The sequence below is a fragment of the Streptomyces sp. NPDC028298 genome (assembly GCF_055565895.1).
Genome location: NZ_JBVHTL010000004.1, coordinates 438,092 through 460,300 on the forward strand (window position 1 = coordinate 438,092; position 22,209 = coordinate 460,300).

The 22,209-nt window shown below is 71.9% G+C and carries 21 protein-coding genes; 13 read left to right on the forward strand and 8 right to left on the reverse strand.

Annotated elements, in window-relative coordinates; all coding sequences use genetic code 11:
* Positions 1-99 precede the first annotated feature (99 nt).
* Positions 100-525, reverse strand: coding sequence for a VOC family protein (locus tag ACZ4TO_RS20950; protein WP_382793261.1), 426 nt, complete (start codon positions 523-525; stop codon positions 100-102).
* 90 nt (positions 526-615) lie between these two features.
* Between ACZ4TO_RS20950 and ACZ4TO_RS20955 the strand changes: the two genes are divergently transcribed.
* Together ACZ4TO_RS20955 and ACZ4TO_RS20960 are read left to right on the forward strand one after the other, a co-directional pair.
* Positions 616-1,008 carry a hypothetical protein gene (locus ACZ4TO_RS20955; RefSeq protein ID WP_382793264.1) on the forward strand — a complete coding sequence of 131 codons (393 nt, stop codon included), beginning with the start codon at positions 616-618 and terminating at the stop codon, positions 1,006-1,008.
* Positions 1,005-3,470, forward strand: coding sequence for a DUF4132 domain-containing protein (locus ACZ4TO_RS20960; RefSeq protein WP_468024952.1), 2,466 nt, complete (start codon positions 1,005-1,007; stop codon positions 3,468-3,470). Before ACZ4TO_RS20955 ends, ACZ4TO_RS20960 begins: the two co-directional genes overlap by 4 nt.
* Positions 3,471-3,559: 89 nt before the next feature.
* On the opposite strand, the gene ACZ4TO_RS20965 is transcribed toward ACZ4TO_RS20960, so the two are convergent.
* From ACZ4TO_RS20965 to ACZ4TO_RS20985, 5 genes are all read right to left on the reverse strand, one after another.
* Positions 3,560-4,339: a succinate dehydrogenase iron-sulfur subunit gene (locus ACZ4TO_RS20965; RefSeq protein ID WP_382793271.1), complete on the reverse strand. Its 780-nt coding sequence runs from the start codon at positions 4,337-4,339 to the stop codon at positions 3,560-3,562.
* Complete coding sequence (sdhA, locus tag ACZ4TO_RS20970; protein WP_382793274.1) at positions 4,339-6,093, reverse strand: succinate dehydrogenase flavoprotein subunit; 1,755 nt, start codon at positions 6,091-6,093, stop codon at positions 4,339-4,341. The genes ACZ4TO_RS20965 and sdhA overlap by 1 nt, the downstream gene beginning before the upstream one ends.
* 23 nt (positions 6,094-6,116) lie before the next feature.
* On the reverse strand, positions 6,117-6,608 hold the full coding sequence (locus tag ACZ4TO_RS20975) for a succinate dehydrogenase hydrophobic membrane anchor subunit (RefSeq protein ID WP_382793277.1): 492 nt from the start codon (positions 6,606-6,608) through the stop codon (positions 6,117-6,119).
* A 5-nt stretch (positions 6,609-6,613) separates the two neighbouring features.
* On the reverse strand, positions 6,614-6,994 hold the full coding sequence (sdhC, locus tag ACZ4TO_RS20980; protein ID WP_382793280.1) for a succinate dehydrogenase, cytochrome b556 subunit: 381 nt from the start codon (positions 6,992-6,994) through the stop codon (positions 6,614-6,616).
* A gap of 167 nt (positions 6,995-7,161) precedes the next feature.
* The gene (locus tag ACZ4TO_RS20985) at positions 7,162-7,731 is read right to left on the reverse strand and encodes a 2-oxo-4-hydroxy-4-carboxy-5-ureidoimidazoline decarboxylase (RefSeq protein WP_468025058.1); all 570 of its coding nucleotides are present in this window, start codon (positions 7,729-7,731) and stop codon (positions 7,162-7,164) included.
* 389 nt (positions 7,732-8,120) lie between these two features.
* On the opposite strand from ACZ4TO_RS20985, the gene ACZ4TO_RS20990 reads away from it, so the two are divergent.
* The 8 genes from ACZ4TO_RS20990 (at position 8,121) to ACZ4TO_RS21025 (ending at position 16,370) form a co-directional block, all read left to right on the forward strand.
* Entirely contained in the window at positions 8,121-9,755 is a 1,635-nt protein-coding gene (locus ACZ4TO_RS20990) for a beta-N-acetylhexosaminidase (RefSeq protein WP_468024953.1), read from the forward strand.
* Between the two features lie 144 nt (positions 9,756-9,899).
* Positions 9,900-10,646, forward strand: coding sequence for a DUF4328 domain-containing protein (locus ACZ4TO_RS20995; protein WP_468024954.1), 747 nt, complete (start codon positions 9,900-9,902; stop codon positions 10,644-10,646).
* 179 nt (positions 10,647-10,825) lie between these two features.
* A complete protein-coding gene (locus tag ACZ4TO_RS21000; protein WP_382793289.1) occupies positions 10,826-11,398 on the forward strand; it encodes a hypothetical protein in 573 nt (190 codons plus the stop codon).
* Positions 11,399-11,577: 179 nt separating this feature from the next.
* Positions 11,578-11,958, forward strand: coding sequence for a hypothetical protein (locus ACZ4TO_RS21005; RefSeq protein ID WP_382793292.1), 381 nt, complete (start codon positions 11,578-11,580; stop codon positions 11,956-11,958).
* 219 nt (positions 11,959-12,177) lie between these two features.
* Positions 12,178-12,795, forward strand: coding sequence for an RNA polymerase sigma factor (locus tag ACZ4TO_RS21010; protein WP_468024955.1), 618 nt, complete (start codon positions 12,178-12,180; stop codon positions 12,793-12,795).
* Positions 12,796-13,125: 330 nt separating this feature from the next.
* Positions 13,126-13,902, forward strand: a complete 777-nt coding sequence (locus tag ACZ4TO_RS21015) for a hypothetical protein (RefSeq protein ID WP_468024956.1) — start codon at positions 13,126-13,128, stop codon at positions 13,900-13,902.
* Positions 13,903-14,613: 711 nt separating this feature from the next.
* The gene (locus tag ACZ4TO_RS21020) at positions 14,614-15,276 is read left to right on the forward strand and encodes an RNA polymerase sigma factor (protein WP_382793301.1); all 663 of its coding nucleotides are present in this window, start codon (positions 14,614-14,616) and stop codon (positions 15,274-15,276) included.
* Positions 15,276-16,370 (forward strand): hypothetical protein, encoded by a 1,095-nt coding sequence (locus ACZ4TO_RS21025; RefSeq protein ID WP_385047524.1) that lies wholly within the window; start codon positions 15,276-15,278, stop codon positions 16,368-16,370. The genes ACZ4TO_RS21020 and ACZ4TO_RS21025 overlap by 1 nt, the downstream gene beginning before the upstream one ends.
* Positions 16,371-16,610: 240 nt before the next feature.
* Here ACZ4TO_RS21025 and ACZ4TO_RS21030 read toward each other — a convergent pair whose 3' ends face one another.
* Positions 16,611-17,480, reverse strand: a complete 870-nt coding sequence (locus tag ACZ4TO_RS21030; protein WP_382793307.1) for a L,D-transpeptidase family protein — start codon at positions 17,478-17,480, stop codon at positions 16,611-16,613.
* A gap of 187 nt (positions 17,481-17,667) precedes the next feature.
* Here ACZ4TO_RS21030 and ACZ4TO_RS21035 point away from each other — a divergent pair, with 187 nt between their 5' ends.
* Together ACZ4TO_RS21035 and leuE are read left to right on the forward strand one after the other, a co-directional pair.
* Positions 17,668-19,248, forward strand: a complete 1,581-nt coding sequence (locus ACZ4TO_RS21035; RefSeq protein WP_382793310.1) for an acyl-CoA mutase large subunit family protein — start codon at positions 17,668-17,670, stop codon at positions 19,246-19,248.
* A gap of 103 nt (positions 19,249-19,351) precedes the next feature.
* Positions 19,352-20,002 carry a leucine efflux protein LeuE gene (gene leuE, locus ACZ4TO_RS21040; RefSeq protein WP_468024957.1) on the forward strand — a complete coding sequence of 217 codons (651 nt, stop codon included), beginning with the start codon at positions 19,352-19,354 and terminating at the stop codon, positions 20,000-20,002.
* A 3-nt stretch (positions 20,003-20,005) separates the two neighbouring features.
* Here the strand turns inward: leuE and ACZ4TO_RS21045 are convergent, their stop codons facing one another.
* Entirely contained in the window at positions 20,006-21,481 is a 1,476-nt protein-coding gene (locus ACZ4TO_RS21045) for an FAD-dependent monooxygenase (RefSeq protein ID WP_468024958.1), read from the reverse strand.
* A 68-nt stretch (positions 21,482-21,549) separates the two neighbouring features.
* Between ACZ4TO_RS21045 and ACZ4TO_RS21050 the strand changes: the two genes are divergently transcribed.
* Positions 21,550-22,209 carry a TetR/AcrR family transcriptional regulator C-terminal domain-containing protein gene (locus ACZ4TO_RS21050; protein WP_468024959.1) on the forward strand — a complete coding sequence of 220 codons (660 nt, stop codon included), beginning with the start codon at positions 21,550-21,552 and terminating at the stop codon, positions 22,207-22,209.

Consider the following 22,209-nt stretch of genomic DNA (forward strand, 5'->3'; position numbering starts at 1 on the left):
TGAACATGTTCAAGTCGGATCCGGGGCGGGCGGGCGCCGCCGCCCGGACCGCGGGGTGCCCGCCCGGCCGCCGGCGTCGCGAGGCCGGCGCCTCCCGGGCTATCCCCGCGCCCCGCGGGCCAGTTCGGGCCGCTTGGTGTAGTCGGTGAATCCGATGACGTTGCCCCAGGGGTCCGCGATCTCGACGGTCCAGCCGGTGGCGCCGGAGAAGGGCGCGTCGAGGACGGCGACGCCCGCGGCGGCCAGGGAGCGGGCCGCCGCGCGGGCGTCCGGAACCTCCACCCACAGCCGCGGCGACGCCCACGGGGGCGGCCGGTGGCTCAGCTCCCGGTCCAGCCGCAGCAGCACCCCGGGCGTCTCCTTGCCCACCCTCAGCACCGCGATCCCGGCCTCGTCCAGCCGGAACGCCGACACGAACCCGGCCCGCTCGTAGAACCCCACACCCTCACCGAGATCCCCGACGGGCAACAGCACGTTGTCGATCCCGAGCAACTCGCACGACTCGCGTGACACGTCATCTGACATGCCATCAGGTTAGGAGCGGGGAAGGGCGGCGCCCCGGAACGACCCGGGGCCGGGGACCGGTTGTCAGTGGGGGCTCGTACTCTCGGCGGCATGGGAATGGTGACGTTCGTCGACGAGACGACCAGTGGGGGGCGGGGCTCGGGCTGGGCCGTCGAGATCGCCGAGGAGCGGCTCGCGGTGCGTGAGCTGATCCGGCGGCGGGTCTTCCAGGAGGTCGCCGAGTACAACGCGAGCATGCCGGCGGTGTTCCAGGGGCTCGTGCAGCCCGAGGACACCGAGCGCGTGCTGAACGGCTACGCGCTGCGCACGCCTCGCCGGATCGACCCCGAGGCGCAGAGCGAGCTGGCGCTCGAGGCGTTCGCGGGGAACGGCTTCCTGGTGCTCGTGGGGGAGCGTCAGGTGACCGACCTCGACGAGGAGATCGAGCTGGTCCTGGGCACCGAGGTCACCTTCCTCAAGCTCGTCGCGCTGGTGGGGGGATGACGATGGCCGACACCAGGAAGCAACTGGGATGGATCCGCTCGAACGCGGCCCAGGGCAACATGGGCGGGCTCGCCACCGACCTCCTGCGGGCCGCCCTGGTCAACACCGTCCAATGGGGCACCGGCTGGGGCGAGATGCTCGACCTGCTGGCCGCGCTCCCCGCCGACCAGCGCGAAAGGCTGGCCGGCGCTCTCGCGGCGGGCTATCACACGGTCGGCGGCAGATCGGAACCCCGCAACCAGGTGCTGACCGTCCTCGCCGCGATCTCGCACGGCCTCCCGGAGGAGCCGCTCGCCGGCGAACGGGCCGGGCAGCTCAGGGAATTCGGCCGGCAGAACACCCTCTGGTCGGCGACACGGATCGACCTCCTGGCCGAGGCCGAACTGGCGGCCGGCCGCGACCTCGACCCGACCGTCGTCGCGGTCCTCCGCCGCACCGGCATGGACACCTACCGCCGCACGTTCATCGCGGCTCTGCTGAAGAAGCTCACGAACCCCGTCCTCAACGTCGGCGAGGAATGGGCCGAGCGGGCCATGAGCGACTCCTCCACACCCGACGAGCAGGCCCTGCTCACCCATCTGACGACCGCCACCGCCTCCAAGCCCTCCGCCGCGTGGGACCAGCGGGCCCGCGCCCTCGTCGAGGCCCTCGGCGCCGACCGGGTCCGCGCCGCCGCGCTGTCCTGGCTCGCCCTCGTCGGCCGCCCCCGCACCCACCCGCTGGAGGTCCGGGGGTACGAGGCCGACATCAACAACGCCTACGACCCGTACAACGCCGACGCCCTGCGCGGCCTCGCCTGGCTGGTCTCCCTGCTGCCGCCCCACCCCGACACCGCGCGGGCCCTCGGCGCGCTCGTCGAGACCTCCCTGAAGAAGGTCGCCGGACTGGGCCCGCGCAACCCGAAGGTCGCCAACGCCGGTGTGATCGCGCTGTCCCGCGTCGACGGAGAGGCCGCCCTCGCCGAACTGGCCAGGCTGGCCACCCGGGTGACGTACAAGGCCACCGCCAAGATCGTCGACGGTTTCCTGGACGCGAAGGCCACCGCCCTCGGGCTCACCCGGGAGGAGATCGAGGAGCTGGCCGTCCCTGCGTACGGCCTCACCGTGGTCGGGCAGGTGCGGCACGAACTCGGCGACACCACCGCCCTCCTCGAAGTCCATGGCACACGCGCCGCGCTGAGCTGGCGCAACGCGAGCGGCAAGGCCGTCAAGAGCGTGCCCGCCGCCGTGCGGCGCGACCACGCCGAGGAGCTCAAGGAACTCAAGGCGGCCGTCAAGGACATCGACAAGATGCTCTCGGCGCAGACCGAACGCCTGGACCGGCAGTTCCTCGCCCGGCGCACCTGGGCGTACGACACCTGGCGCGAGCGCTACCTCGACCACCCGCTCGTCGGCACCCTCGCCCGCCGCCTCCTGTGGACGGTCGACGGCACCCCGGTCGGCTTCGCGAACGGCGTGCTGTCCACCCTCACCGACGACCCGGTGACCTCGGGCGAGGAGGTCACCCTCTGGCACCCGGTCGGCCGGGAGCCCGCCGAGGTCGTCGCCTGGCGGGACTGGCTGGAGCGCCACGAGATCACCCAGCCCTTCAAGCAGGCCCACCGCGAGGTCTACCTCCTCACCGACGCCGAACGCGCGACGGGCACGTACTCGAACCGCTTCGCCGCCCACGTCGTGCGCCAGCACCAGTTCAACTCACTGGCCGCCGTCAGGGGCTGGCGCAACAAGCTCCGGCTCTGCGTCGACGACGAGGCGCCCCCGGCCACCCGGGAGCTGCCGCGGTGGGGGCTGCGCGCCGAGTACTGGATCACCGGTGACGGCGAGTACGGCGAGGACACCACCGAGTCGGGCAGCTATCTGCGGCTGCGCACCGACCAGGTGCGCTTCTATCCGATCGACGCCCCGCAGAACTCGGCGCACTGCTACGGCGGCGAGTACCGCATGTGGCTCGGCCCGGACGAGAACCCCGTCGAACCCCTGCCGCTCACGGAGATCCCGCCGCTCGTCCTGTCCGAAGTCCTGCGCGACGTGGACCTGTTCGTCGGCGTCTCCAGCGTAGGCAACGACCCGACCTGGCAGGACGGAGGCCCCGGCGGCCGTTTCCGCGAGTACTGGACGTCGTACGGCTTCGGCGATCTGAACGAGACCGCGCAGACCCGCCGCGCCCTGCTCGACCGGCTGATCCCGCGGCTGGCGATAGCCGACCGCTGCACCCTGGAGGGCCGCTTCCTGTCGGTGAAGGGCGAGCGGCACACGTACAAGATCCACCTGGGCTCGGGCAACATCCTGATGAGCCCGAACGACCAGTACCTGTGCATCGTCGCGAAGTCCGCGGCGGGCGGCCCCCGGACCGGCTATCTGCCCTTCGAGGGCGACGGGATGCTCGCGGTGATCCTCAGCAAGGCGATGCTGCTGGCCGACGACCTGACCATCACGGACCCGACGATCCTGAGCCAGCTCTGATCGGGTCCGTTCCGCCCGTTCATGGCCCCGTACGCGAGTGGGCCCCGCTTCCGGAGGGAAGCGGGGCCCACTCGACGTACGGGCCGACCTCAGATGCGGCGCGTGATCAGCGCGCGCTTGACTTCCTGGATCGCCTTGGTGACCTCGATACCGCGCGGGCAGGCGTCCGTGCAGTTGAACGTCGTGCGGCAGCGCCACACACCGTCCTTGTCGTTGAGGATCTCCAGTCGCTGCTCTCCGGCGTCGTCACGCGAGTCGAAGATGAAGCGGTGGGCGTTCACGATGGCGGCCGGACCGAAGTACTGGCCGTCGTTCCAGAACACCGGGCAGGACGACGTGCACGCCGCGCACAGGATGCACTTGGTGGTGTCGTCGAACCGCTCCCGGTCCTCGGCCGACTGCAGACGCTCACGCGTCGGCTCGTTGGTGTCCTTCGAGATGAGGAAGGGCATCACGTCGCGGTACGCCTGGAAGAACGGGTCCATGTCGACCACGAGGTCCTTCAGCACGGTCAGGCCCTTGATGGCCTCGATCGTGATCGGCTTCGCGGGGTTCAGGTCCTTGATCAGCGTCTTGCAGGCCAGGCGGTTCTTGCCGTTGATCCGCATGGCGTCCGACCCGCAGATGCCGTGGGCACAGGAGCGGCGGAACGTGAGTGTGCCGTCCTCGTCCCACTTGATCTTGTGCAGCGCGTCGAGGACACGCTCCTTGGGGTCGATCAGGATCTGGAAGTCTTCCCAGACCGACTCCGCCGAGACCTCCGGGTTGAAGCGGCGGATGCGGAACGTGGCGGTGATGTAGGGGGAGTCGGCGAAACCGGGCTCGGGTGCGCCGGCCGCGTCCGCCTTGTCCAGAGTGGGAGTAGCCATCAGTACTTACGCTCCATCGGCTGGTAGCGGGTCTGGACGACCGGCTTGTAGTCGAGACGGATGGACTCGGTGCCGTCGTCGCCGACCTCGCGGTACGCCATGGTGTGGCGCATGAAGTTGACGTCGTCGCGGTTCGGGTAGTCCTCGCGGTAGTGACCGCCGCGGGACTCCTTGCGGGCGAGCGCGGAGACGGCCATGACCTCGGCCAGGTCGAGCAGGTTGCCCAGCTCGATGGCCTCCAGCAGGTCCGTGTTGAACCGCTTGCCCTTGTCCTGGACCGAGACGTTCTTGTAGCGCTCGCGGAGCTCCGCGATCTTCTCCACGGCCGTCTTGATCGTCTGCTCGGTGCGGAACACCATCACGTTGGCGTCCATGCACTCCTGGAGCTCCAGGCGGATCGCGGCGACCCGCTCGGTGCCCGTGGAGTTGCGCAGCCGCTCGACCTGGGACACGACCTGCTCGGCCGGGTTCTCGGGCAGCTCCACGAAGCCGGCCTTCGCCGAGTACTCCGCGGCGGCGATGCCGGCCCGGCGCCCGAAGACGTTGATGTCCAGCAGCGAGTTCGTGCCGAGGCGGTTGGCGCCGTGCACGGAGACACAGGCGACCTCACCGGCGGCGTACAGGCCCGGGACGACGGTGGTGTTGTCCGAGAGGACCTCACCCTCGACGTTCGTCGGGATGCCGCCCATGGCGTAGTGCGCGGTGGGCTGGATCGGGATCGGGTCCGTGTAGGGCTCGATGCCGAGGTAGGTCCGCGCGAACTCGGTGATGTCGGGCAGCTTGGCGTCGAGCTGCTCCGGCGGGAGGTGCGTGAGGTCGAGGTAGACGTGGTCGCCCTCGGGACCGCAGCCGCGGCCCTCACGGATCTCGGTGTAGATGGAGCGGGACACGACGTCACGGGACGCGAGGTCCTTCATGACCGGCGCGTACTTCTCCATGAAGCGCTCGCCGTCCTTGTTGCGGAGGATGCCGCCCTCACCGCGGGCGCCCTCCGTCAGCAGGATGCCCATGCGCCAGATGCCGGTCGGGTGGAACTGGAAGAACTCCATGTCCTCCAGCGGCAGCCCGCGACGGTAGACGGCCGCCTGGCCGTCACCCGTCAGGGTGTGCGCGTTGGAGGTCACCTTGAAGAACTTGCCGGTGCCGCCGGACGCGTAGATCACGGACTTCGCCTGGAAGACGTGGATCTCGCCGGTCGCCAGCTCGTAGGCGACGACGCCCGCCGAGTGCTTGACGCCGTCGACCTCGGTGATGAGCTGGTCGAGGACGTAGAACTCGTTGAAGAACTCCACGCCCTCCTTGACGCAGTTCTGGTACAGCGTCTGGAGGATCATGTGACCGGTGCGGTCCGCGGCGTAGCAGGACCGGCGGACCGGGGCCTCGCCGTGGTTGCGGGAGTGACCGCCGAAGCGGCGCTGGTCGATCGTCCCGTCGGGCGTCCGGTTGAACGGCAGGCCCATCTTCTCCAGGTCGAGGACCGAGTCGATGGCCTCCTTCGCCAGGATCTCGGCGGCGTCCTGGTCGACCAGGTAGTCACCGCCCTTGATCGTGTCGAAGGTGTGCCACTCCCAGTTGTCCTCCTCCACGTTGGCGAGCGCGGCGGCCATGCCGCCCTGCGCCGCGCCCGTGTGGGACCGGGTGGGGTAGAGCTTCGTCAGCACGGCGGTGCGGCTGCGCTTCGTCGCCTCGATGGCGGCGCGCATGCCGGCGCCGCCGGCGCCGACGATGACGGTGTCGTACTTGTGGATCTTCATGAGTGGTTGCCTCAGCCCCGTGCCTAGCGGATGTTCGGGTCGAAGGTGAAGATCACCAGCGTGCCCAGCAGGATCGTGAACACCGTGGCGGTGTACAGCAGGCCCTTCAGCCACAGGCGCGTGTTCGTGCGCTCCGCGTAGTCGTTGATGACGGTACGCAGGCCGTTGGAGCCGTGCAGCATGGCCAGCCACAGCATCGCGAGGTCCCAGGCCTGCCACCACGGGCTGGCCCAGCGGCCGGCCACGAAGGCGAAGCCGATCTTGGAGACGCCGCCGTCGAGGACGAGCTGGATCAGCAGGTGACCGAGGACCAGGACGACCAGGACGATGCCGGACAGGCGCATGAAGAGCCAGCCGTACATCTCGAAGTTGCCGCGGGTCGACTTCGGGGTCTTGTTGGTGCGCTTGCGCGGGGCCTCGATGAAGGGGGCCGGGTTGTCGACGCTGTAGGCCGAGTGGTCTCCGGCGCCCTCCACGGGGCCGATGCCGGAAGCGGCGGTGTCAGTAGTGGACATCTGCGTCAGCTCCCGAATACTTCGCGGAATGCGTGACCGAGGACGGGGTAAAGGGCCCCGAACATCAGCACGACCCAGATACCGACGACGGTCCAGAGCATCTGCTTCTGGTAGCGCGGGCCCTTGGACCAGAAGTCGACGGCGATGACACGCAGGCCGTTGAGCGCGTGGAAGAGAATGGCGGCCACGAGGCCGTACTCCAGCAGCGCGACGATCGGCGTCTTGTACGTGGCCACGACCTTGTCGTAGGCCTCGGGGGAGACACGGACGAGAGCGGTGTCCAGCACGTGTACGAACAGGAAGAAGAAGATGAGGACGCCGGTGACTCGATGAGCCACCCAGGACCACATTCCTTCCCGGCCGCGGTACAGCGTTCCAGCCGGCACGGAAGAACCCTCCGGGAGCGGGGATTGGGGCCGCGCCGGCTTCTCTGTCGGTCGGGCCCGGCCGGGTACGGTCCACCGGCCCCGGCCATCGTAGCGACGTGTTGTCGGAACGCTTACAGCGGCCCTATCAATGTGATCAAACTGGCAATCAATCAGGCACGTTCGGGCTATTCCGGGCGCGGCGTGTCGGCGGGTCGTGCCTCGTGGGCGAACTGACGGACGAGTCGGGTCAGCCGCCCGCGGGCCAGTCTGCGCAGCTCGTCCGCGGTGACGATCCGCTCCTCCTCCGGGTCGTTCGCCAGGCGTGACCGGATGCCGGCGAGGACCTGGTCGAGGGCCTCGCCGGGGGCGAATTCGTCCAGACTGATGACGAACACATGTCCGAATCTGCTCTCGTACGCGGCGTGCGCGGCGCTCAGCGCGGTGTGGGCGGCGGAGTACGCGCCGTCCGGGAGCGGCGTGAGCGACTCGCCGGCCAGGGCTTCGGCCAGGTCGGCGGGGGTCAGGTCGTACGCCGCCTCGTCGGCCGCGGCCAGCAGCGCGCCGAGATCCGGGTAGGGGCGGTGGTCGGCCAGACGGTGGACCCAGCGCAGGCTGCGGCAGCAGGTGAGCAGGGCGCGGGTGACCTCTCCGGTGGGTGCGGAGTTGAACCCGTCGAGGCGGACCGGGGACGGTTCCGTCCTCTGCTCGGGGAGGGCGACCTGGCCGGGGAGGCGTGGGAGACGGTGAGACGTCAGCGTGGATCCTCGGCGTGGGGGTGGGACGCGCGACGTCCGGTGAGCATGACGTGCGTGCGATACGTGTGTTTCGGCAGGGGCGGAAGTGAAAGTTGTGCCGCTCACGCTATCGAGGTGTGTCAGGACCTGTCCGACGGATGCCCGGATTTCACCCGCACGGGAGAGTTTCGGAGCATGCGGTGGACGGATCGGGTGACGGTCGGGGCAGAGTTCGCGGTGGGAGTGGGGAACCGGTCCGCCGGGATGCTCCGAAGAGGTGATCGCCTCGGCGAGGGAGTACACCTGTAGGACAGGACCGGCCCGGCGACGGCACGGTGAAGCGGGCGCCGCCTGGTCGGCGCCCTGAGGTGAGCGCCGCGCGGCGGGCGCGGTGGGACGAGGGTGGCGGAGTGAGCAGTGGCAGGCGGCGCGCGCCGCGTCGGCGGCGGTCGGGGCAGAACGGGCGGGGCAAACTCGTCGCGGCCGGTCTGGCGGTCGCCGGTGTCGTGGTGGTGGCCGTGGCGGTCTGGCCCGACGGGGGCAGCGGGCCGGCCGGGGCGCGGGTGCCGTCCGCGGACCGGTCGGGGACCGTGTCCGTCCCCAGCCCCTCGCCGACCCGGAGCTATCCCCTCTCCAAGGCGCCGCGCACCATCCCCGCCGTGCGCGAGCACACCGCGGCCCACGGTCCCGGCTGGCGCCCGGCCCGCGGCGCCCGGGTCGTCGTCGACGGCGACGGCCTCGCCGACGAGGGCAAGCTGCTCGCCGGCGAACTCGGACTGACGTACGCGGGGCGGGGGGCCGCCAAGGCCGGCGACGTCGAACTGGGCCTCGACAAGGGCAAGGCGGGCCCGGAGTCGTACACCCTGACCGTCGCGAACGGCCGGGTCACGGTCACCGGGCCCGCCGAGGCCGGCGTCTTCTACGGCACGCGCACGCTCAAGCAGGAGGTGCGCGGCGGCGGTACGGCGCCGGAGGGCGTCGTGCGCGACCGGCCCGCGAAGCCGGTGCGCGGGTTCATGCTCGACATCGCGCGCAAGCACTTCACGGCGGCCTGGATCGAGGACCGGGTGCGTGAGCTGGGGGATCTGAAGTACAACCAGCTCGGACTGCACTTCTCCGACGACCAGGGCTTCCGCATCGAGTCCGACAGCCACCCCGAGATCGTGTCGGCCCAGCACCTGACGAAGGACGAGGTCCGCCGGATCGTCGCCCTCGCGGCGAGCCGGCACATCACCGTCGTGCCCGAGATCGACTCGCCGGGTCACCTCGGCGCGGTCATCGCGGCCCACCCCGATCTCCAGCTCCGCAATGTGTCGGGCGTCCCCGTCCGCGGCGCCGTGGACATCTCCAAGCCCGCCTCGGCGAAGATCGTCGACGATCTGCTGAACGAGTACGCGGGTCTGTTCCCCGGCACCGACTGGCATCTGGGCGGCGACGAGTACCAGGCCCTGACGGTGGCCGACCCCGCGGCGTCCTTCCCGCAGCTCGTCACCGCGGCGAGGAGCAGGTTCGGGGCGGGGGCGGGCGTCGCCGACCTCACGACCGGCTGGCTGAACGACCGCGCCAAGGTGGTCCACGGGCACGGCCGGACGGCCCGGGCCTGGAACGACGGCTTCTTCCGCAGCAGCACCGTCCCGGCCGACGGCAGCCTTCGGGTGGCGTACTGGACCGGCAAGGAGATCGGGGCCCGGCAGCCGGTGGAGTACCTGAGCGCCGGTCGCAAGGTCGTCAACTACAACGACGAGTACCTGTACTACGTCCTCGGCGAGCCCCAGACCTTCGTCTACCCGACCGGGGAGCGCATCTACGAGCAGTGGACCCCGCTCGTCCTGCGCGGAACCACGCCGGTGTCCGCGAAGTACGACTCCCAGATCCTCGGCGGGTCCTTCGCCGTCTGGTGCGACCTCTCGAACTCCCAGACCCAGGACCAGGTCGCGGCGGGCATCCGCATGCCGCTGCGCGCCCTGTCCCAAAAACTCTGGGACCCCCGCAAGCCGTCCCTCTCCTGGACCCAGTTCAAGTCCCTGGCGGGCCAGTTGGGCTGAGGCGGCGTCGGTCCCCGATACGGGCTGGACGCCGTGACCTGCGGAACCGTATCTTCCGGCCCTGTCCGTACGCCGGGCGTGACCCTGGGAAGGGGCCGCCCGGCTTTCCGCGCCGCCACGCGGTGCCGTACTTCCGGGGGTCGCATGACCATGCCGTCAACGCCGCAGCGCCGGGCCCGGGCGACGACCTCGCGGAACCCCGCGGCGCCGCCGCGCTCCTTCGCGCCGTACGGGTTCGGCCGGTTGCGCTCGCCTGTCGCCCTCGGCCGAGCGGCGGCCGGGGTGCTCGGTCTGACGATCGCCGTGGACCTCTACGCGATCTGGGCGGACCTCACGATGCGCACCGTCGTCGGGGCGGCCGCCGACGGCGCGTCCGGCTATGAGGTCTGGCATCGGATCGAAGTGGCGGAGCCGTTCTACGTGGCCGCCGGCCACGCGCACAGGGCGGTGTTGATCACGGCCGTCGTCGTCTACCTGAACTGGTTCCTGCGGGTGCGCGACAACTCCGTCGTCTTCAGCCCCTTCGGGCAGAGCAAGTCCCGTGCCTGGGCGCGCTGGGGCTGGTTCGTCCCGGTGGTCAACCTGTGGCTCCCCCGCCGGATCATGCAGGACGTCTGGGACGCGAGCCGCCCGGAGGGTGCCCGGAGCGGATACGGGCTCCTCAATGCCTGGTGGGCCCTCTCGGTCATCGACGCGTCGGCCGGGCAGGCGGCCCCCACCCCGAGCCTCGAGTCCAATACGTTCGCGGAGGTCCGGGACGGCGCCGGCCGGCTGGCCCTCACTCACGCTCTCGACATCGTGGCCGCCGTCCTCGCCATCGTCGTCGTCCTCAAGCTGACCCGGATGCAGGACCGGAAGGCCCAGGCGGGTCCGGGAGTGCTCGGCGGCTGACGGGCGCGGAATGCGTGCCGGTCCCGGAGTGCGTCTTTGGCCGAAAACCTGTTCATTCGGCTCCCCGAACGGCAGGGTGGGCTCGCACTGTGACACTCCGGGTCCGTTGCACGCAGTAAGGGGAAGTGCGGGCTCCGTAAGGCAAGGGCGCCCTGTCGAGGCATTTCGAGGGAGTCGTGATGAGTCTGGTGGAACTGATCGCTCGGGCCGACGAGAGAGGTCTGGCGGCGAGTGGTCTGGCTTGTTTGGATCGGTGTGTACCGCTCCTCGGCGGTGACGACGACGTCCTGCGGCCCCTGTGGGCCAGCCTGGCGGAGGCGGACACCTGGGCCGAATGGGGAACGCGCCTGGAAGAGGCGCGCGCCAAGATGGACGCGGAGGACCCCGAGCCGGCCGTGACCGACGAGGATCACGCCGCCCTGCTCGCCCGGAGCATGCTGGACGCCGTCCCCGCGAAGCCCTCCGAGGAGGAACTCCGCGCCTGGTCGGACGCCTGCTCGGTGGCGGCTCTGCAGGTCCACCGGTTCCTCGACCACGCCGACGACGCGGAGGCGTGCGTGACGGCACGCCGCGAGGGGCGCACGGAGGGCATGTCCCCGCTCGTCGCCGCCGAACTGCGCCGCCAGGTGTCCGTCCTGGAACTGCTCGCCGAGCACGGCAAGGGCGGACTGCGCCTCGCGCTGGACGCGTCGACGGAGGGGCGACGCGTCCTGCGAGCGGTGGTCTCCCGCAGAGCACGGGGACGGGCCTAGTCCCAGGAGGACGAGCCCGCGAGGGTGCGCCGGAGGGGACACGGCTCCGGCGCACCCGAAACCTTGATCGCGAGGGGTTCCTGTGAGGGTCCTGGGGCGGACATGGCGGTCCTGGGCCGGTGTCGCGAACCCCGGCCCGGAGCGGTGACGAATCCGGCCGCCGTCGCGCTCTACCGAATGTGAACGCAACTCAAGCAACTCGGCCCTCGGCTGCGACGAAGCCCGTTCGCTGGGCGGCCGACACGGTCGCGGCCATGCGGGAGGGCGCCAGGCTGCGCCTCGACTACTCGGCACAGAGCCTGTGGCGCGTCGACCGCGTGATCGAGGAGATACGCAGGGACGGGGCCCCGTACGCCGCCGTCGAGAGCGTGCTGCGCGGATTCGGCGCGTACGCGGGCGAGGTGGTCGCCCGTCACACCGGCGCCGAGTGGTGGGAGACCGGCGGCGAGCACTGGCTCCGTACCCCCGACGGGCGGCTGTGGGACCCGATCGAGGAGGCCCGCCGCTGCTATGCGGGCGACGGCTCCCTGCGTCTGCTGTGCCGTGAGGCCGCCCGCTGAGGTCCGCGCGGGGTCCCGCCGGCCGGACGGCGGGGGACTCCGGCGTCCGCGACCGGGGCCGCCCGGCCTGGACGGAGTGCCCGGCAGTGTGCCCGGACAGAGTGTCTGACGCACTGTGACACTTCCGTGGGGCCCGACGCTGATGACCATGAGGGTGTCGGCGCGGACGGCCGCGCCGGCAGGCACATTCGGGCGAACTCGGTGCGAACGAGGACAGTGTTGGGCCAGGGAGGGGAACCCCGCCGCGCGCAGCCGTACGACGCGGAACTGGGCGTGGCCGTGGCGCGGGCGCAGGAGGGCGACGAGCTCGCCTTCGCGGCCGCGTACCGGATCGTGCAGCCCGGACTGCTGGGCTATCTGCGCGGCATCGTCGGCGACGACGCCGAGGACGTGGCGTCCGACGCCTGGCTGGAGATAGCCCGGGACCTGGGGCGGTTCCGGGGGGACGGCGCCGGGTTCCGCGGCTGGACCGCGACCATCGCCCGGCACCGCGCGCTGGACCATCTGCGGAGGCTTCGGGTGAGACCCCGGGGCACCGCCATCGAGCAGGACGCGCTGGACCTGCCCGGCGGGCACAGCACACAGGACGAGGCACTGGAGAGCCTGTCCACCGAGTACGCCCTGGAACTGGTCGTCGGCCTGCCGCGCGACCAGGCCGAGGCCGTGCTCCTGCGGGTGGTCGTCGGCCTCGACGGACCGGCCGCGGCCCGTGTGCTCGGCAAGCGGCCGGGCGCGGTGCGGACCTCCGCCCACCGGGGCCTGAAGCGGCTCGCGCGCCAGCTCGGTGTCGCGGGTGTGACGGATGAGGAGCCCCGGACGCTGGGGGAGTCGGGATGAGTAGGACGTCCGGAACGGCCGGCGGAGCGCCGTCGTCCGGAGCCGGGTCGTCGTACGGCGGAAGGAACTCGACCGGTGTACGGATGGTGCACGGCGGACGGCCGTCACGCGGAGGACGGCTGCCCCGCGTGGACGGGCCGCCGTCCGGGGCCGGGACGGCCCGGGGCGGGGTGTCGCCCCGCGGGCGCGGGACGTCGCGTGGAACCGGCGCGTTGTACGGCGCGGAGCGCGCGGCGCGGTCCCGGTACGGCGAGGAGTTGCAGGGCGGAGCGGCAGACGGAGATGGAACCGGACGTGGAACCGCACAGGGAACCGGGTGCGCGACCCGGCATGGGTGAACGGCGGGCCGGCGACGGCGCGGCCTCCGGCCCCGGCTCCGCTCCCGCGGCGGACCCCGTGGGCGTGGGGACCCCGCTGGAGGCGCTTCTCGCCGCGGCGATGCGCGGCCGCGGTGGCGACAGGGCGGGTGACAGGGCGGCGGAGACGCGGGCCGTGGCCGCCTTCCGGGTCGCGCGGGACAGCGGCGCGCACTCCGCACGCGCCCGGCGGAGGGACGACTGGCGTCCCAAGGAGCGGCAGGGGCCGCGCCGTTCGCTGCGGGCCGTGTTCGCCGTCCTGCTGGCCGGTCTGACCCTGGGCGGCGTCGCCGTCGCGGCCATCGGACCGGTCACGCACGAGGACGCCGGGCACCGGGGCGCAGCCGCGGCCCGTCCGTCCGGCAGTGTCCCGCCCTGGTTCCCCGAGACCGCCGCGCCGGTCGGTCCCGGTGTTTCCGACACCTTGCCTCCGAGCGGTCTCGTGAGCCGCCCGCCGCGCGCCCAGGACACCGAGGCCCACTGCCGTGCGTACGCGTCGGTGAAGGGTCGGGGCGACGCGATGGACTCGCGGGCCTGGCAGCGGCTCGTCACGGCCGCCGGCGGCGAGGACAAGGTGGAGGCGTTCTGCGCGGGCCAACTGGCCGCGCCCACCGGGACGAAGGGTGCGAAGTCCGCGAAGGGGACGGACGGCGCGGGAGGCACGGGCAAGTCCGGGAAGACGGACGGGACACCGGCTCAGAAGCCCCCGACCGCGACACCGAAGCCGGCCAAACCGAAGAATGAGTCCTAAGCCGGTCGAGGTCCTCGACGGACGAACGTCACCGCGATGCCCGCCGCGACGTCGCCGAACGGCCGGCCGGTGGTGCGGTCGGGCGGGTGTGTGCCGCGAGGGCGGCGGAGGTCTTCGGCGTGATGCCGTGACGGTGTGCGGCGGGTGTCTCGCGGCGCGGGGCGCCGGTTTCGGCCGACAGTGGGGCGGCCTCTGTGCGGCCGTGGGCGGAGCAGGGCGCCCGGCCCGGCCATCGGTGGTCACCTGACGCCGCGACAGGGATCCGTCCCCGTCCGGCAGTCGGCCGGTGTCCTCGCCGATGGCAACGGCCGGGGCCGCCACCCCCCACAGGAGAGGCCCCGACCGTCGCGCGGCACGGGCCGCGCGGCGACCCGTACTCTCTACAGCGCCGGGACTGCGTTTTGTGTCACACCTCGCACGGTCACCGCGTAGTTGCACGTTGTACGAACATGGACGGGGAGCTGTTTCAGGCCGTAACGTGCCTTTCGCGCCGGTGCGGAAAGAGGACGACCGCAACCACGAGGAACCCGGGACCACGACTGCGCGGATCCGGAGACCTGGACCACGTGGGGCCTGGGGCCGGAACCGCGTGGGGCGGCAGACCACGACCACGCGGACCCGAGACCACAACCGTCCATCGAGGAACGCACGACGGCGAGAAACCCGGTCCGCGAGAGCGGAGCCGGTCGAGGCGCAAAGAGGGGCGCGGGGGTGCTGGGGGACGACGCGGAGCTGACCGCCGCGGTACTGGCCGCACAGGACGGGGACGAGGCCGCGTTCCGGACTGTGTACCGAGCCGTGCACCCACGCCTGCTCGGATACGTCCGGACGCTGGTCGGTGAGCCGGACGCCGAGGACGTCACGTCCGAGGCCTGGCTCCAGATCGCCCGTGACCTGGAACGCTTCAGCGGCGACGCGGACCGCTTCCGCGGCTGGGCGGCGAGGATCGCCCGCAACCGCGCCCTGGACCACATACGGATGCGCGGGCGCCGTCCCGCGATAGGCGGCGACGAGACCGAGCTGACCGGCAAGGCCGCCGAGTCCGACACCGCGACCGAGGCCATGGAGGCGCTGTCCACCGGCAGCACCCTCTCGCTCATCGCCCAGCTCCCGCAGGACCAGGCCGAGGCCGTCGTGCTGCGCGTCGTGGTCGGTCTCGACGCCAAGACGGCCGCCGAGACCCTCGGCAAGCGCCCCGGCGCCGTCCGGACTGCCGCGCACCGGGGCCTGAAACGGCTCGCGGAACTGCTCGGCACCGATCCGGAATCCGTCGGCGCGCTCGACGCCGTACCCCCGCAACGAGGTTCCCGTACCCGTGCGGTGACGTCCGCCGGTGTGACGCATACGCGTTCGCGGGCGCAGAAGGACATGTGATGGCCGACGAGCAGTACAGGTGGCTGGACCGGGACGCCGCGGAGCGGCTGCTGAACGGGGAGCCGCTCGAAGTCGTCGACCCCGGCACACGTGACCGGGTGGACCGCCTCACCGCGGCCCTCGGCGCACTGACCGCGCAACCCGAGCCGACCGGCGACGAACTCCCGGGCGAGGCAGCCGCGTTGGCCGCGTTCCGCAAGGCACGCGAGAGCGGGGAGGGCTTCGCCGCGCAGCCCGGCCGGCACGGTCGGGCGCGGTCCGGAGCGCACGCCGCGGACGCCGGTCTCGTACGGATCGGACGCCCGGCCGCGCACGGACGCCGGACGCGCTGGGGGCGGCCCACCCGCTTCGGGCTCGCCGCGGTGCTGGCGGTCGGCATGGTCGGCGGTGTCGCCGTCGCGGCCGGAACCGGAGTCCTGCCGACCCCGTTCACCCGCGAACACCCGGGCCCGGCCGCGACGGCCACGGCCGCCCGGACCCCGGACCGTCCGCTCGTCTCGGCCTCGCCCACCCCCTCGCCCGGGGTCTCCGGCGGCAACGGCTCCGTGGTGCCGGTGCCTGACGGGCCGTCGGGAGATCCCTCCGCGGACACCTCCACGTCCGCGGGCGGCGCCGACCTGCCGAGCGGTCCGCCGAGTGCCGACACCGGCGGCAGCGCCGACCGCACCCGCGAGTGGTGGGTGAAGACACGTTCGTACTGCCGTGACCTCCTGGACGGCAAGGACCTCGACGGGGACCGCAGGCGCGTGCTGGAGCACGTCGCGGGCGGCGGTGCCCGGGTGCGGCTGTACTGCTCGGGCGTCCTCGGCCGCGGGCTGGGCGCCGGTGACGGTTCGGGCGACACCGGCGGCCAGGGCACGGACCAGGGCTCCGGCCAGGGCGACCAGGGGGATCAGGGCGACTCGGGCGGCGGTGACGGCGACGGCCACCACCTAGGTCCGGGCGGCAACGACCACCGGGACAACGGTGTCGGCACCCCGTCCGCGCTGCGTCCGCGCCTGACCTCGCTCCTGCCGGTCGCGCCGACGTGGTCCCCGCCGTCGGGCGCGACGCCCGGGACGATGCCGGGCCGGTCGGCCGGCACGCTCCTGTGACGCGCCACGACACCTCTCTGACCAGCACTTTCGCGGGTCGTTGAAATTTTTATCGCCTGGGTGTGACGTTTTCGGCCGCCGCGACGCAGTACGTGATGAGCCGACTGGTCATCGGCCGTAGCACGGAGCCGGGGTTCCCCCCGTACTCACGGCTTCGTGCAACTGGCGCGGGTGGGACACGTTCCCCCGGTCCCGCCCGCGCCCCACTCCCTCTCGCCCCGCCCTTCGCGCGCGGGCACGTCACCAGTAGACGACGACCTTGTCGCCCGTGCGGACCTGCGCGAACAGCGCCGCCACCTTGCTCTCGTCCCGGACGTTCACGCAGCCGTGCGAGGCGCCGTAGTAGCCGCGCGCCGCGAAGTCCGAGGAATAGTGCACCGCTTGGCCGCCGCTGAAGAACATCGCGTACGGCATCGACGTGTGGTAGATCGTCGACACGTGGTGGCGCGACTTGAAGTACACGGTGAACACCCCTTCGCGGGTGGGCGTGTACTGCGAGCCGAACCGGACGTCCATCTCCGAGACCGTCCTGCCGTCGATCATCCAGCGCAGGGTGCGGGTCGTCTTGCTGACGCACAGCACGCGGCCCTTCATGCAGCGGGGGTCGGGCTTCGCGGCCGGCTGCCCGCCGTAGGGGTACAGCTCCCAGGCGGCCGGTTCGTGCGTCATCCTCCGCAGCCGCTGCCAGGTCACGGTGTCCAGTTCACCGGTGCGCGGAAGCCCGCGCTTGCCCTGGAACCCCTTCACGGCCGCGACCGTCCGGGCGTCGTACGTCCCCGTCGGCGGGGTGATCAGCCAGGCGACCTGGTGCAGCCGGGCCTGCGCCCTGCGGATGGCGTCGCCCTTGTCGCCCCGGGACCACAGGACCTCGGCGGGCGGCTCGTCGTCCTTGCCCGTGGCCGCCGCGCCGGATGTGCCGTCCTTCCCCTTCGACGGGGAGGCGGGCTTGCCGTCGTCCTTCTTCGCCGCACCGGGGGCCGGGGCGAGCGAACCGTCGATCCGGACCGGCCCCTTCTTCCCCTGCGCGTCCACGGCGTGCGCCGTGCAGCCGCTCACCACGGCCAGCACGGCGAGCGCGGCCAGCGATCTCTTCAAGCCAGTCGTACGCATCCGGACCCCTGTTCCACCCGTCCTGTCGTGCACATCAGGCCCCCGTCCCGCCGTCATGTCACCTGAGATGCTCCCCGCGGGTGACCGGTTGCGAACGGGGCGGCATGGTGGAAGAGAACCATGGAACGAGCCGCCGCACGGCGGAACGGAGTCCCTGTCGTCAGGCCGCTTCACGGGAGGCACAGCAATGACGCGCGAATCCGAGTCCGGACTGCCCATCGAACCGGTCTACGGCCCCGAGGCCCTGGCCGGCTGGGACCCGGCCGAGAAACTCGGCGCGCCCGGCGCGTACCCCTTCACCCGCGGCGTGTACCCCTCGATGTACACGGGCCGCCCGTGGACCATGCGCCAGTACGCCGGGTTCGGCACGGCCGTGGAGTCCAACGCCCGCTACCGCCGGCTCATCGCCCACGGCACGACGGGCCTGTCCGTCGCCTTCGACCTGCCCACCCAGATGGGCCACGACTCCGACGCCCCGCTCGCCCACGGCGAGGTCGGCAAGGTCGGAGTGGCCGTCGACTCGGTCGACGACATGCGCGTCCTGTTCGACGGGATCCCGCTCGACCAGGTCTCCACCTCGATGACGATCAACGCGCCCGCCGCGCTGCTGCTGCTGATGTACCAGCTCGTCGGCGAGGAACAGGGCGTCCCCGCCGACCGGTTGACGGGCACCGTCCAGAACGACGTCCTCAAGGAGTACATCGCCCGCGGCACGTACATCTTCCCGCCCAAGCCGTCGCTGCGGCTGATCGCGGACATCTTCAAGTACTGCGGGGCCGAGATCCCGAAGTGGAACACGATCTCGATCTCCGGCTACCACATGGCCGAGGCGGGCGCCTCACCCGCGCAGGAGATCGCGTTCACGCTCGCCGACGGCATCGAGTACGTGCGCACCGCCGTCGCCGCCGGCATGGACGTCGACGACTTCGCCCCGCGCCTCTCCTTCTTCTTCGTCGCCCGGACGACGATCCTGGAGGAGGTCGCCAAGTTCCGTGCGGCCAGGCGCATCTGGGCCCGCGTGATGCGTGAGGAGTTCGGCGCGAAGAACCCCAAGTCGCTGATGCTGCGCTTCCACACCCAGACCGCGGGCGTCCAGCTCACCGCGCAGCAGCCCGAGGTGAACCTCGTCCGGGTCGCCGTCCAGGGCCTCGCCGCGGTCCTCGGCGGCACCCAGTCGCTGCACACCAACTCCTTCGACGAGGCCATCGCGCTGCCCACCGACAAGTCCGCGCGGCTCGCCCTGCGCACCCAGCAGGTCCTCGCCTACGAGACGGACGTGACGGCGACCGTCGACCCGTTCGCCGGCTCGTACGTCGTCGAGAGCATGACCGACGACGTCGAGGCCGCGGCCGTCGCCCTCATGACCCGGGTCGAGGACCTCGGCGGCGCCGTCGGAGCCATCGAGCACGGTTTCCAGAAGGGCGAGATCGAACGCTCCGCCTACCGGATCGCCCAGGAGACCGACTCCGGCGAGCGCGTGGTGGTCGGCGTCAACCGCTTCCGGATCGACACGGAGGAGCCGTACGAGCCGCTGCGCGTCGACCCGGCCATCGAGGCCCGGCAGGCCGAACGCCTCGCGCGGCTCCGCGCCGAGCGCGACCAGGGAGCCGTCGACGCCGCCCTCGCCGCCCTGAAGAAGGCCGCCGAGGGCACCGACAACGTCCTGTACCCGATGAAGGAGGCCCTGCGCGCCCGGGCGACCGTCGGCGAGGTCTGCGACGCGCTGCGCGGGATCTGGGGGACCTACGTGCCCTCGGACACCTTCTGACCTGTGTGATTTGAGCTGATGACGGGCGGGGGCAGATTTTCCCGTTCCAGGCCTGATGAGACGCCCGGACGCGTTGTCGTAGGCCCGTGCGACACTCCCTTTCATGCTTGGTGTCATCGATCTCCCCACCTATCTCGCGGGTCTCGTCCTGATCGTCCTGCTGCCGGGACCGAACTCGCTGTACGTGCTGTCCGTCGCCGCCCGCCGGGGCGTCCGTACGGGGTACACCGCCGCCGCGGGCGTGTGGTGCGGGGACACGGTCCTGATGACTCTGTCGGCGGCCGGTGTGGCCTCGCTGCTCCAGGCCAACGCCGTGCTGTTCAGCATCGTGAAGTACGCCGGCGCGGGATATCTGACCTGGCTGGCGGTCGGGATGCTGCGCGCCGCGCGGGCGATGTGGCGGGCCCGCCGGGAGGCGGTCGCCGAGAGCCCGGAGCCCGAGGCGGTGGCGGAGGAGCGGCCGTTCCGGCGGGCGCTGGTGATCAGCCTGTTCAACCCGAAGGCGATCCTGTTCTTCGTCGCCTTCTTCGTGCAGTTCGTCGACCCCGCGTACGCCTACCCGGCCCTGTCGTTCGTCGTGCTCGGGGCCTTCGCCCAGCTCGCGAGCGTGCTGTACCTGACCGCGCTGATCTTCAGCGGTACGCGCCTGGCGGCGGCCTTCCGCCGGCGCAAGCGCCTCTCCGCGGGGGCCACGACCGCCGCGGGTGCCCTCTTCCTCGGCTTCGCGGTCAAGCTCACCCTCGCCAGCGCGTAGCGCTCAGCCGGCGCCGAGGCCGACCAGGGCCGCGTACTCCCGCAGGCCCGTCGTGTCGGCGCCCGCCCAGCCCACGTGACCGTCGGGCCGGACGAGGAAGAGCCCGGTCCCGTAGCGCTCGTACGATCCGATCCGCACGCTGCGGACGCCGGGCAGCTCCGCCGGTTCCGTGACCGCGCCGACGGTGAGCAGCGTCCAGCGCGGCCCTCGGAACGCGTCGAAGAGGCGTACGCCGTCCACGGTCGCGTCGGGGGCGCGGTCACCCGCGCGCAGTGCCTCGTCCGGCAGGTCCGTGCGGGTCTCCACCGCGAGGGAGGAGCCGCGGTAGCCGAGGCCGAGCTGACGGGTCTCCCTGCCGCGGCGGGCCTCGCCGCGGTGGATCCGGGTGGACAGACCGAGCATCTCGGCGGCGACGGGGCGGCGTTCCTCCTCGTAGGTGTCGAGGAGCGAGGCGGGAGCCTCGCCGCGCAGGACCGCGCCGAGCTTCCAGCCCAGGTTGTAGGCGTCCTGGACGCTGGTGTTGAGCCCCTGGCCGCCGGCCGGGGAGTGGATGTGCGCCGCGTCCCCGGCGAGGAAGACCCGGCCCGAGCGGAAGCGGTCGGCCAGGGCCGCGCGCGGCCGGAACTCCGAGACCCAGTCGATCCCGGTCACCGCGTCGGCGGACAGGTGCGAACGGGCGGCGAACACCTTGCGTACGCCGTCGGGGGAGTTGTCGACCGTCGTTCCGGCCGGGAACCCGGCGACGATCTGGAAGAGGTCCGTGCCCGCGAGCGGGCAGACCGCCATGAAGCCGTCGGTGTCGCCGCCCGGCGGGAAGACGTGCCAGTGGTCGCGGTCCAGGCCGTCGACCCGGGCGTCCGCCACCAGGATCGGGTCCGGGGCGACGACACCCGAACCGTCCGCCCCGGCACCGGTCATGCCGATGCCCATGGCCCGGCGTACGGCCGAGCGGCCCCCGTCGGCGGCCACCACGTACCTCGCGCGGACGGTCCCCGTTCCCTCGCCCGAGGTGACGTGGGCGGTCACGCCGTCCTCGTCCTGGTGGAGCGCGGTCACCTCCCGGCCGAGGACGACCCGGCCGCCCAGCCCGGTCAGCCGCGCGTGCAGGATCTCCTGCGTGCGCCACTGGGGCACCATCCACGGCGCGGTGAACGGGGAGCCCGCCTCGCCGTCCTCGGCCGGGTCGAACATCGGGCGCTCGCCCGCCGGCTTCCCGTCCTGCCAGATCAGCCCGACCGGGTAGTCGCCGCCCGCCGCGCGGATCGCGTCGAGGACGCCGAGGTCCTCGAAGACCTCCATCGTGCGCGGCTGGATCCCCTTGCCGCGCGATCCCGGCGCCAGGCCCTCGCCCCGCTCCACGACGAGCGCGTCCACCCCCTGGCGTGCGAGATCGATGCCGAGCGCGAGGCCGGTCGGACCGGCTCCGACGACGAGTACGTCCACGTCCACGTGCGTGAGCTGCTGCGATGTCATGCGCATGACCCTTTCCTTAACGTTGTTAAGTTCGATGGGCCGAGCATGCCCTTAACGGCGTTAAACTGTCAAGCGTGGTTACCCAGAGACCCCAGCGCGCCCCCAGGCTGGACAAGAGGCAGGTCGTCGAGACCGCGCTGCGGCTGCTCAACGAGACGGGCCTCGACGGCCTGACCCTGCGGGCCATCGCCAAGGAGCTGAACGTCCAGGCGCCGGCGCTCTACTGGCATTTCAAGAACAAGCAGGAACTGCTCGACGAGATGGCCACGGAGATGTACCGCCGGATGGTGGACACCCCCGGCGCGGCCGGGGGCGACGGCTGGCGGGAGCGGCTGCTCGCCGCGAACCGCGGACTGCGCGCCGCCCTGCTGAGCTACCGCGACGGCGCCAAGGTCTTCAGCGGTTCACGCTTCACGGGCACCCTGCACGCCGTGGAGATGGAGCGGACCCTGACGCTCTTCACCGAGGCGGGATTCACGCTCACGCAGGCGGTCCACGCGACCTCCACCTCGTACCTGTTCACCATCGGCTTCGTCAGCGAGGAGCAGGGCGTCCAGCCGCTGCCGGGCGAGCGCCGCGAGGGGTACGACACGGACGAACGCGCCCGCCGCATGGCCGACTTCCCCCTGTCGGCGGCGGCGGGCGCGGCGATCTTCGACGACTACGAGCGGCACTTCGAGGACGGGCTCGCCCTGATCGTCGCGGGCATCGAGGCGCGCTACGGCATCGGCTGA

What these genes read in the sequence shown, in the direction of transcription:
- ACZ4TO_RS20950 (WP_382793261.1), bottom strand. Translation starts at nt 525, where the DNA reads ATGTCAGATGACGTGTCACGCGAGTCGTGCGAGTTGCTCGGGATCGAC.
- ACZ4TO_RS20955 (WP_382793264.1), top strand. Translation starts at nt 616, where the DNA reads ATGGGAATGGTGACGTTCGTCGACGAGACGACCAGTGGGGGGCGGGGC.
- ACZ4TO_RS20960 (WP_468024952.1), top strand. Translation starts at nt 1,005, where the DNA reads ATGACGATGGCCGACACCAGGAAGCAACTGGGATGGATCCGCTCGAAC.
- ACZ4TO_RS20965 (WP_382793271.1), bottom strand. Translation starts at nt 4,339, where the DNA reads ATGGCTACTCCCACTCTGGACAAGGCGGACGCGGCCGGCGCACCCGAG.
- sdhA (WP_382793274.1), bottom strand. Translation starts at nt 6,093, where the DNA reads ATGAAGATCCACAAGTACGACACCGTCATCGTCGGCGCCGGCGGCGCC.
- ACZ4TO_RS20975 (WP_382793277.1), bottom strand. Translation starts at nt 6,608, where the DNA reads ATGTCCACTACTGACACCGCCGCTTCCGGCATCGGCCCCGTGGAGGGC.
- ACZ4TO_RS20995 (WP_468024954.1), top strand. Translation starts at nt 9,900, where the DNA reads ATGACCATGCCGTCAACGCCGCAGCGCCGGGCCCGGGCGACGACCTCG.
- ACZ4TO_RS21000 (WP_382793289.1), top strand. Translation starts at nt 10,826, where the DNA reads ATGAGTCTGGTGGAACTGATCGCTCGGGCCGACGAGAGAGGTCTGGCG.
- ACZ4TO_RS21015 (WP_468024956.1), top strand. Translation starts at nt 13,126, where the DNA reads ATGGGTGAACGGCGGGCCGGCGACGGCGCGGCCTCCGGCCCCGGCTCC.
- ACZ4TO_RS21025 (WP_385047524.1), top strand. Translation starts at nt 15,276, where the DNA reads ATGGCCGACGAGCAGTACAGGTGGCTGGACCGGGACGCCGCGGAGCGG.
- ACZ4TO_RS21030 (WP_382793307.1), bottom strand. Translation starts at nt 17,480, where the DNA reads ATGCGTACGACTGGCTTGAAGAGATCGCTGGCCGCGCTCGCCGTGCTG.
- ACZ4TO_RS21035 (WP_382793310.1), top strand. Translation starts at nt 17,668, where the DNA reads ATGACGCGCGAATCCGAGTCCGGACTGCCCATCGAACCGGTCTACGGC.
- leuE (WP_468024957.1), top strand. Translation starts at nt 19,352, where the DNA reads ATGCTTGGTGTCATCGATCTCCCCACCTATCTCGCGGGTCTCGTCCTG.
- ACZ4TO_RS21045 (WP_468024958.1), bottom strand. Translation starts at nt 21,481, where the DNA reads ATGCGCATGACATCGCAGCAGCTCACGCACGTGGACGTGGACGTACTC.